Below are 9,510 nucleotides of genomic sequence, written 5' to 3' on the forward strand. Positions count from 1 at the left end.
TGCCTAGGGAGGATCTGGCGCGGACGAGGTTCGAAACCAGCGACAGCCGGCAGGCTACTGGCGGATCACCTCGCCGCGTTGCGGCGCCAGCCGCGCCAGCAGGGCATTCTGCGCCCGCTCCGGGATGCCCTCGCGCCGCATGGCCAGTTGCAGGTCTTCCACCAGGGCATTGAAGTCGGCGGGTTGCAGATTCAGACCGCGATGACTTTCCGCCATGCTCGCCCCTTCATAACGACAGGGACCGCCCGCATCGGCACAGAATTTCTGGATGAGCAGCTTGCGCAGCCGCGCGATGTCGACATTGGCGAAGTAGTGCCGGATCCGCCCGTCGCGCGCCACGTTGAGCAGCATCCCCTCGACGATTCGGGTGATGCCGGGCTGGCCACCCAGCTCCTGATAGAGCCGATCGCCCGCCGGCGGCTGGGGCGTGCAACCCAGCATCAGCAGCAGCGCCGCCAGCACCAGAGGCTTCGCCTGCATCAGTAGCTCCCCTGCAGCGACAGATAGAGGCCCTGCTGATCGTCCAGGGTGGCGATCTCGCCCAGCCAGGCATAGGCCAGCACCAGCGACAGATGCTTGTTGGGAAAATAGCCGACGAAGGTATCCACCCAGTCACTCTCTCGGGTAAAGGACAGATTCTGCGGCTTCTCGCGATATTCCATGCCCACCGCCCACTGGGGATTGAAGAACACCGCCGCCGAGCCCTCCTTGAGCCACTGACGGCTGTCGTTGCGATCGCCACCGAAGCCCAGCAGCCCCATCTCGTTGGCGCGGCTGTACCTGAGACCGACGTTGAGCAGCAGGTTGTAGCCGAAGGCGCCGCCCAGAAACAGCCGGCTGGCACCCAGGTAGCCCTCGACATCGCTGTCGCGCCGCGCCCCCACGGCTGCGGGAATGCCGAAGTCGCGCTGATGCTTGTACTGCACGCCCAGGGCGATCTGCGGCAACCGGTCGTAGATCAGGTCTCCCGCCAGGCGCACCTTGGCGCCGACGATGTCCTGGCTGAGGCTGTCTTCCTCGAGCTTCATCAACCGCCGCAGGGTCGGCATGTCCAGGCGCTGGCGGGCATAGGAGACCTCCACCCGATTGTCATAGGCCGCCGCCACGCCGGTGGCATCGAGCCGATAGTCACCGGTCCATACCCGGGTGGCGAAGGCGGTGGCGCCGGCCTGGCCGCTTTCGCCATAGCCGCCGATCACCGCCCAGGGCGTGATGCCCCCACCCGCCGCGCCTTCCAGACTGCTGGCGCCACCGGTGGCCAGCAGCTTGCCGCCGTCGGCCTGCACCCCGGTCGCCAGCAGCAACCCCGCCAGCAGCCAGCCACGCTTCATGACAGCGCCTCCAGCACCGGCTGGCTCTGCCGTTCCATCCAGGCCTCGAATTCCACGGCCGGTACCGGGCGGCTGATGTAGTACCCCTGGATCACATCGCAGCCCCAGCTGCGCAACAGCGCCAGGGCTCGGGCTTCCTCGACCCCTTCGGCGACCACCTCCAGACCCAGGTTGTGGCCCATCTCGATGGTCGAGCGGACGATGACGGCGTCATCGTTGCCCGGTGCCAGCTCCTTCACGAAGGACTGGTCGATCTTCAATTCGTCCACCGGCAGCCGCTTCAGGTGCGCCAGGGAAGCCTGGCCGGTGCCGTAGTCGTCCACCGACAACCGGATGCCCAGCACGGAGAGGCGGGTCAGCAGCGCGATGGCCGCCTCCGGATCGGCCATGATGGCGCTCTCGGTGATCTCGAAGGTCAGCTGCCGCGCCGAGACGCCGGCGTCATCCAGCCAGCCCATCACCCGCTCGGGCAGTCGGGCATCGGCCAGGTCGACCGCCGAGACGTTCAGCGACACCTTGACCTCTCGGCCCTGGGTCTGCCAGAGCGCCAGCTGCCGGATCGCCGCCTGGATCACCCAGCGGGTGAGTCCGGCCATGCTGCCACTGCGCTCGGCCAGGGGAATGAATTCACCCGGCGAGACCATGCCCAGTTCGGCGTGGCGCCAGCGCAGCAGCACCTCGGCCTGGTGCGGCCCGCTGCCCTGCAGGGCCACCTTGGGTTGGAACACCAGCATCAATTCACCCCGCTCGCCCGCCAGCGGCAGATCGTGGACCAGTTGCAGACGCCGCTGCTGGGCCGCATCCCGTCCTTCATCATAGACCCGCAGGCGATCCGGCAACTGCCCGGCATCGAGCATGGCGCTGCGCGCGCGCTCGATCAGCTGGGTCGGATCGTCGCCATGGCGCGGATATTCGACGACACCGATGCGGCAACTGAGACGATACAGCTGACCTTCCCACTCGATCGGCTCGGCCAGCGACAGACGCAGCTGCTCGGCGAGCCCCACCGCGCCTTCCAGACCGACGCGGCAGAACTGCACGAGAAACTCGTCGCCCACCGGTCGCGAGACGCAGCCACGCCCGGCCAGCAGCACCTGGGCCCGCTCGGCCACCATCCGGAGGATGCGATCCCCTCCGGCGACCCCGGCGCTTTCATTGATCGCCTGGAAGCCATCCAGCCCCAGGTACAGCAGCGAGACCTGGGACTGGGTGGCGATGAAGACCCGCAGGCGCTCCTCGGCCAGGATGCGATTGGGCAATCCGGTCAGGGCGTCGTGCAAGGCATTGTGATTGAGCCGCTGCTCGCGCTCGGCGATGCCCTGGCGCATCTCTTCGAGCACCTGCGCCAAGCGGCCGAATTCGTCCCGGCGCTGGACTTCCACCTTGACCCCGTAGTCCCCCTGGCCGATCCGCCAGGACATCACCGACAGCTGCCGCAACGGCTGGGCCAGGTTACGTGCCAGCCACAGTGCGCCCAGCAGGGCCGCCAGCAGGGCACCGCCGGCGATCAGCGCCAGTTGCCTGAGCAGGGGTTCGAACTCGGTCATGGCCAGATCGAGCGAACGCAGCAGATAGACCTGTACCGGATGGTCGGCGGTGCCGAGGGTCAGCCGCTTGACCTGATAGCGGCGATCACCCAGGATCAGCTGCCAGCTATCGCTGCCCTTGGGCGCGTTCGCCAGCTCAGGCAGCAGCAGCCGTCCCTGCGCCTCCGGCAGGGTACTGGCCATCAGCGCCGCTTCGCCGAGAAACACCACGTCCAAGTTGATCAGCGAGCGAAATTCCTCGGCCATGGCCTGATCCATGGCGAAACTCATCACCACCTGGGCAATGGGCACAGGAGCCCGGACCGGCACCGTGACCCGCAATTGCGGCAGGCCGGTACCCGCCAGCACACAGCTGCCGTCATTGCCCGACGCCACCGCGACGGGCAGCCGCTCGCCTTGGCTGTGCGCCGCCACGGTGCTGGCGATCAGCCGGCCGTCCAGATCCAGCAGATAGGTATCGCCCGCGCCCACCCGGGCGCCATGGTTGGCCAGCGCCGACCTCAGGGTCGGCACATCGCCACTGGCGACGGCATCGCGAAAGCCGAAATCGGCGGCGAGCACCCGCACGGCATCGTTCAGCCGGCGGCAGCGCCCGTCCAGCACCTGGCGAAAGACCCGCGCCCCGGTGTCGAGCTGGTCATAGGACTGGCGCACCGCACTGGCCTCGGTGGCGGCCTTGACCGTCAGATAGACCAGGGTGATGACCACCAGCATCAGCAGGAAGAGACTGCCGGCGATGCGGGTCTGGAAACTATGGATGAGCTTCATCGTGCGTGGCCTTGTGGAAGGCATCCTCGAAAGCCGAGCTCGCCGGCTCCGCGGACTGCGGCTTCGGCTGAACCGCCAGCTGGAGTTTCAGGGTCACCGGCTTGCCCGCCACGTCCAGCGCAGGCTGGGCGACCTCCTGCTTGTCGCTGAGGTCGGGGTGCCACAGTGCCAGCTGATAATGACCGTCCGGCGCCTCCAGGCGGGCCTGGCCCTGACTGTCGGTCACCGCGGAGCGCCCGGCGGTGGTCACGTAGACGTATCCCACCATCCAATCGTGGATATTGCAGCCCACCACCACCACGCCCGGTTGGTCGAACACCACCGGCGTGCTGGGAAGCCCGTGGTAGAGCGGCAGCTCGAAGCGCTTCGGGCTGGAAAAGGAATAGACCTGATGGCGGATGTCGTCGGTATTGGGAAAGCTCACCGCCGTCCCGGTGGCCACCGCCAGGACATGGGGGACGAAGCGCCGATTCTGCTGGTCGATGGCCGCGGGCCGCCGCTCGGGCACCAGTCCCGGCGCCGACAGCATCACCACCGCATCGGCCAGGGGTGCTCCCTGGCTGTCCACGACCTGCACGGCGACCGGCGCCGCCTGCGCGGTGCCGAGGCCCAAGACCAGCAATCCCGTTACTAGATGTCGCTTGTTCACCCGCTGTTCTCCACCGCGCGCCCTTGGAAACTCTCGCCGGCTTCGCGGCGTGACTTCAGCTTTAGCGGCAGTCTCGGGGGAATCTTTATCGTCGCGACGGCCAGTCGTTGCCCCGGTCGTCGCACTTCAAGCGGTGCCCGGCGGTCAAGAAGGACAGGTCTTGGCCTGCGTTGAAAAAGCAGCGCCCTCGCCCCATGTTGGCCCTACATCCAAGCCCAAGGTACGCCAATGAGCGATCAGGACAATCAAGCGGACATTCTCAGCGAAGAAGCCGGCCAGACCGGTCTGGTGCTACCCGGCCAGAATCTTCCCGACAAGCTGTACGTCATCCCCATTCACAACCGCCCCTTCTTCCCGGCGCAGGTACTGCCCGTCATTGTCAACGAAGAGCCTTGGGCGGAAACCCTGGAGCTGGTGGCCAAGACCGACCACCATTGCCTGGCGCTGTTCTACATGGAGCAGCAACCCGGCGATGCCGACGGCTTCGATCCCGACCAGTTGCCGCAGCACGGCACCCTGGTGCGCATCCACCATGCCACCCGCCAGGACGGCAAGCTGCAGTTCGTGGCCCAGGGCCTGTCGCGGGTGCGCATCCGCGGCTGGCTGCGCCGTCAGCGTCCGCCCTATCTGGTGGAAGTCGAGCACCTGCGTCCCAGTCCCGATCCCAGCGACGAGGTGAAGGCCTATGGCATGGCGCTGATCAACGCCATCAAGGAGCTCTTGCCCCTCAACCCGCTGTACAGCGAAGAGCTGAAGAACTATCTCAATCGCTTCAGCCCCAACGATCCCTCGCCGCTCACCGACTTCGCCGCCGCCCTCACCACCGCGCCGGGCGACGAACTGCAGCAGGTGCTCGATACCGTGCCCATGCTGCAGCGCATGGAAAAGGTCCTGCCGCTGCTGCGCAAGGAGGTCGAGGTCGCGCGCCTGCAGAAGGAGTTGTCCGCCGAGGTCAATCGCAAGATCAACGAGCGCCAGCGCGAATTCTTCCTCAAGGAGCAGCTCAAGCTGATCCAGCAGGAGTTGGGCATCACCAAGGACGATCGCAGCAGCGACATCGAAGGTTTTCGCCAGCGCCTGGACGGCAAGATCCTGCCCGAAGCCGCGCAGAAGCGCATCGACGACGAGCTGAACAAGCTGTCCATCCTCGAGACCGGCTCGCCGGAATACGGCGTCACCCGCAACTACCTGGACTGGGCCACCGATCTGCCGTGGGGTATCCACGGCCAGGACAAGCTCGATCTCAAGCACGCGCGCAAGGTGCTCGACCGGCACCACGCCGGGCTCGACGACATCAAGAATCGCATCCTCGAATTCCTCGCGGTGGGCGCCTTCAAGGGTGAGGTGACCGGCTCCATCGTGCTGCTGGTGGGTCCGCCCGGGGTGGGCAAGACCAGCATCGGCAAGTCCATCGCCGAATCCCTCGGCCGCCCCTTCTATCGCTTCAGTGTCGGCGGCATGAGGGACGAAGCCGAGATCAAGGGCCACCGCCGTACCTACATCGGCGCCATGCCCGGCAAGCTCGTCCAGGCCCTGCGCGACGTCAAGGTGATGAATCCGGTCATCATGCTCGACGAGATCGACAAGATGGGCCAGAGCTACCAGGGCGATCCCGCCTCGGCACTGCTGGAGACCCTGGATCCGGAACAGAACGTCGATTTCCTCGACCACTATCTGGATCTGCGCCTCGACCTGTCCAAGGTGCTGTTCGTCTGTACCGCCAACACCCTGGACTCCATTCCGGGTCCGTTGCTGGACCGCATGGAGGTCATCCGCCTCTCCGGCTACATCGCCGAGGAAAAGCAGGCCATCGCCAAGCGCCACCTCTGGCCCAAGCAGCTGGACAAGGCCGGGGTGCCCAAGGATCGCCTGACGCTCACCGACAGTGCCCTCAAGGCCCTGGTGGAAGGCTATGCCCGCGAGGCCGGCGTACGCCAGCTGGAGAAGCAGCTGGGCAAGCTGGTGCGCAAGGCGGTGGTCAGGCTCATCGAGGACCCCAAGCTCAAGATCAAGATCGGCGCCTCGGATCTCGAGGACTATCTGGGCATGCCGCCCTTCCGCAAGGAGCAGGTGCTGTCCGGGGTCGGCATCATCACCGGGCTGGCCTGGACCAGCATGGGCGGCGCCACCCTGCCGATCGAGGCGACGCGCATCCATACCCTGAATCGCGGCTTCAAGCTCACCGGCAAGCTGGGTGACGTCATGAAGGAATCCGCCGAGATCGCCTACAGCTACGTCACCGCGCATCTCAAGGACTTCAAGGGCGATCCGAACTTCTTCGACCAGGCCCTCGTCCACCTGCACGTACCCGAAGGCGCCACGCCCAAGGATGGTCCCAGTGCCGGCATCACCATGGCCTCCGCCCTGCTGTCGCTGGCGCGCAACCAGGCGCCCAAGAAGAACGTGGCCATGACCGGCGAGCTGACCCTGACCGGCCAGGTGCTGCCCATTGGCGGGGTACGGGAAAAGGTCATCGCGGCGCGGCGGCAGAAGATCAGTGAACTGATCCTGCCGGAGCCCAATCGCGGTGATTTCGAAGAGCTGCCCGCCTATCTCAAGGAGGGGCTGACCGTCCACTTCGCCAAGCGCTTCGCCGACGTCGCCAAGGTGCTCTTCTAGTCTGACCGTCCGACCTCTTGGGGTATGCTCTGCGTTTTGCCGTCATACCCCGGAGGTTTCCATGTCCAACCGTCTTCTGTTCTGCGGCTGTCTGCTCCTGGCCGGCTGCAGCAGCACCCAGCCGAGCGGCAACCTCATCCTGGGTGACGACAGCGACTGCACCCCGCTGGCCATGCACATCGGCCAGGAACTGACCCTGACCCTGCCCAGCGATCCCACCAGCGGCTATCGCTGGACCATCCTTCAGCGCAGCGACAACCTCAGGCAACTCGGCCCGGAAGTCTTTCGCGAACAGCGCCAGGACCAGGGCGGCATCGGCAGCGCCGGTCAGTCCCTCTGGCGCTTCCGCGCCCAGAGCGCCGGCAGCGCCCATCTCGAGCTCCAGGCTCGCCAGCCCTGGGATGCCGATGCCGAGCCCCAGGCCCGCTTCGACTGCCGTATCGAAATCCGCTGAGGCCACGTCCAGCGGTGCCTGCCGGGGGTACAATGCCCCCTTTCGATTTTCCAGGTACCGCCCATGAGCGAAGCCGACCGCCTGTTCGCGTCGCCGCAGCCTCCTGCCGACTTCACCTTCAACGAAGACGTGGTGCGCGTCTTTCCCGACATGATCAAGAGATCCGTGCCGGGCTATCCCACCATCGTCGAGAACCTCGGCGTCATCGCCGCGCGCTTCGCCCAGCCTCATAGCCGCCTCTACGACCTCGGCTGCTCCCTGGGCGCCGTGACCCAGGCGCTGCGCCGTCATGTCCGCGCCGAGGGTGCTCGGGTGGTGGCCATCGACAACTCCACCGCCATGGTCACCCGCTGCCGCGAATACCTCAGCGCCCAGGACTCCATGCATGAGGAGCTGCTCCCGGTAGAGGTGGTGGAAGCCGATATCCTCGAAGTCCCGCTCGAGGCGGCTTCGGTGATCGCCCTCAACTTCACCCTGCAATTCATCGCCCCGGAACAGCGCCTGGGCCTGCTCAGCCGACTGCGCGCCAGCCTGCTGCCCGGCGGCGCCCTGCTGCTGTCGGAAAAGATCCGTTTTCCGGAGACCGAGACCCAGGCCCTGCTCAACGGCTTGCATCTGGACTTCAAGAGAGCCAATGGCTACAGCGAGCTGGAAATCGCCCAGAAACGCACCGCGCTGGAAAACGTCATGCTCACCGACACCCTGGACGAACACCGTGCGCGCCTGCAGGCCGCCGGCTTCACCACCGTCGTGCCCTGGTTCCAATGCCTCAACTTCACCTCCCTGATCGCCCTGCCATGACCCAGCCGTCCTACCTCGCAGCCCTGCAACAGGCGCTGGCGGATACTCCGCTGGCCACCTGGTCCCAGTCCCTCGAAGCCGTCCTGGCCGCCAAGTACGCCCGCGGCCACGGCGATCTGCAGCGCTGGCAAGCGGGTGTCGATGCGCTCCCCGAAATCGCTGTAGCGGCTGTCGAACTGAGTGAGGCCGTGCGCCTCCTCGGTGCTCCTACCGCGGAGCAGCACCAGGCCCTGCGCGAGGCACTGCTGCAACTGCGCCCGTGGCGCAAGGGCCCCTTCCAGCTGTTCGATCTCCACCTGGATACCGAATGGCGCTCCGACTGGAAGTGGGACAGGGTCTCCCCTCACCTGGATCTGCAGGGCAAGCGCGTCCTGGATGTCGGCTGCGGCAATGGCTACTACCAGTGGCGCATGCTTGGCGCCGGAGCCAGCCTGGTCCTAGGGGTCGATCCCAACTGGCTGTTCCACTGCCAATTCCAGGCCCTGCGCCGCTATCTGCCCGACCTGCCCACCTGGCACCTGCCACTGACACTGGAAGAACTACCCGTACTGGACGGCGGTTTCGATACCGTCTTTTCCATGGGCGTGCTCTACCATCGTCGTTCGCCCATCGACCACCTGCTGGATCTGAAGAACTGCCTCGACAGCGGCGGTGAGCTGGTCCTGGAAACCCTGGTGGTCGAAGGCGATACCACCACCGTTCTGGTACCCGAAGACCGCTATGCCCAGATGCGCAACGTCTGGTTCCTGCCCTCCGCGACCGCCCTGCAACTCTGGCTGCAACGCGCCGGCTATCGTGACGTCCGCCTGGTGGACCTCACCCCCACGACGGTAGACGAACAGCGCTCCACCGAATGGATGGGCTTCCAGTCGCTACCGGACTTCCTGAATCCGGAAGATCCAGGCCTGACCGTCGAAGGCCTCCCCGCTCCCCTGCGCGCCACCCTGATAGCCCGCAAACCCTGAACGCAAAAAGCCCGGCACATGCCGGACTTTTTCTTGCTCTTGTAACGCTGCGGTAGGTTGGGTTGAGCGCAGCGAAGCCCAACATCCGACCATCCGATCGCGGCCATGGGCCGCTCCTACTGCATGCCTTCTAGCAGGAGCGGCCGCATCGACGGACCACCATGGCCGCGATAGCCCGGCGCAGCCGGGCTGTTGTGGCTCTTGTGCTCTTTGCGGAGTGTCAGCAGCACACATCTGGCAGGCCCTGCGCCAACCTCTCCGCCACTCCGCTCCTGGTCCCCTCTCCCCCTGGGAGAGGGCTAGGGTGAGGGCAACCTCAGCTACGCAGCCTCAGGCCTTCGCTGGCCGATCATCGGCTCCCAGCGCCTAGGCGCTC

At 66.1% G+C, this 9,510-nt stretch carries 8 protein-coding genes; 4 read left to right on the forward strand and 4 right to left on the reverse strand.

Annotated elements, in window-relative coordinates; genetic code table 11:
* Nucleotides 1-54 precede the first annotated feature (54 nt).
* Genes OXS31_RS19605 through OXS31_RS19620 form a run of 4 tightly spaced genes read right to left on the reverse strand, consistent with a single transcriptional unit; the run spans nucleotide 55 to nucleotide 4,295 of the window.
* Complete coding sequence (locus OXS31_RS19605; protein ID WP_007163016.1) at nucleotides 55-480, reverse strand: group 1 truncated hemoglobin; 426 nt, start codon at nucleotides 478-480, stop codon at nucleotides 55-57.
* The gene (locus OXS31_RS19610) at nucleotides 480-1,331 is read right to left on the reverse strand and encodes a DUF3034 family protein (RefSeq protein ID WP_058792856.1); all 852 of its coding nucleotides are present in this window, start codon (nucleotides 1,329-1,331) and stop codon (nucleotides 480-482) included. Before OXS31_RS19610 ends, OXS31_RS19605 begins: the two co-directional genes overlap by 1 nt.
* On the reverse strand, nucleotides 1,328-3,646 hold the full coding sequence (locus OXS31_RS19615) for an EAL domain-containing protein (protein WP_267401449.1): 2,319 nt from the start codon (nucleotides 3,644-3,646) through the stop codon (nucleotides 1,328-1,330). The genes OXS31_RS19610 and OXS31_RS19615 overlap by 4 nt, the downstream gene beginning before the upstream one ends.
* The gene (locus OXS31_RS19620; RefSeq protein ID WP_027601421.1) at nucleotides 3,630-4,295 is read right to left on the reverse strand and encodes a methylamine utilization protein; all 666 of its coding nucleotides are present in this window, start codon (nucleotides 4,293-4,295) and stop codon (nucleotides 3,630-3,632) included. Before OXS31_RS19620 ends, OXS31_RS19615 begins: the two co-directional genes overlap by 17 nt.
* A 228-nt stretch (nucleotides 4,296-4,523) precedes the next feature.
* Between OXS31_RS19620 and lon the strand changes: the two genes are divergently transcribed.
* The 4 genes from lon to cmoB all read left to right on the forward strand — a co-directional run bounded on the left by lon (nucleotide 4,524) and on the right by cmoB (nucleotide 9,134).
* Entirely contained in the window at nucleotides 4,524-6,914 is a 2,391-nt protein-coding gene (gene lon / locus OXS31_RS19625; protein ID WP_027601420.1) for an endopeptidase La, read from the forward strand.
* A gap of 61 nt (nucleotides 6,915-6,975) precedes the next feature.
* The gene (locus OXS31_RS19630) at nucleotides 6,976-7,368 is read left to right on the forward strand and encodes a protease inhibitor I42 family protein (protein WP_007163011.1); all 393 of its coding nucleotides are present in this window, start codon (nucleotides 6,976-6,978) and stop codon (nucleotides 7,366-7,368) included.
* A 63-nt stretch (nucleotides 7,369-7,431) separates the two neighbouring features.
* The gene (cmoA, locus tag OXS31_RS19635) at nucleotides 7,432-8,169 is read left to right on the forward strand and encodes a carboxy-S-adenosyl-L-methionine synthase CmoA (RefSeq protein ID WP_007163010.1); all 738 of its coding nucleotides are present in this window, start codon (nucleotides 7,432-7,434) and stop codon (nucleotides 8,167-8,169) included.
* A complete protein-coding gene (cmoB, locus tag OXS31_RS19640; protein ID WP_267401451.1) occupies nucleotides 8,166-9,134 on the forward strand; it encodes a tRNA 5-methoxyuridine(34)/uridine 5-oxyacetic acid(34) synthase CmoB in 969 nt (322 codons plus the stop codon). Before cmoA ends, cmoB begins: the two co-directional genes overlap by 4 nt.
* Nucleotides 9,135-9,510: the final 376 nt, after the last annotated feature.

The organism is Pseudomonas sp. GM_Psu_1 (assembly GCF_026544185.1).
Lineage (GTDB): Bacteria > Pseudomonadota > Gammaproteobacteria > Pseudomonadales > Pseudomonadaceae > Chryseomonas > Chryseomonas oryzihabitans.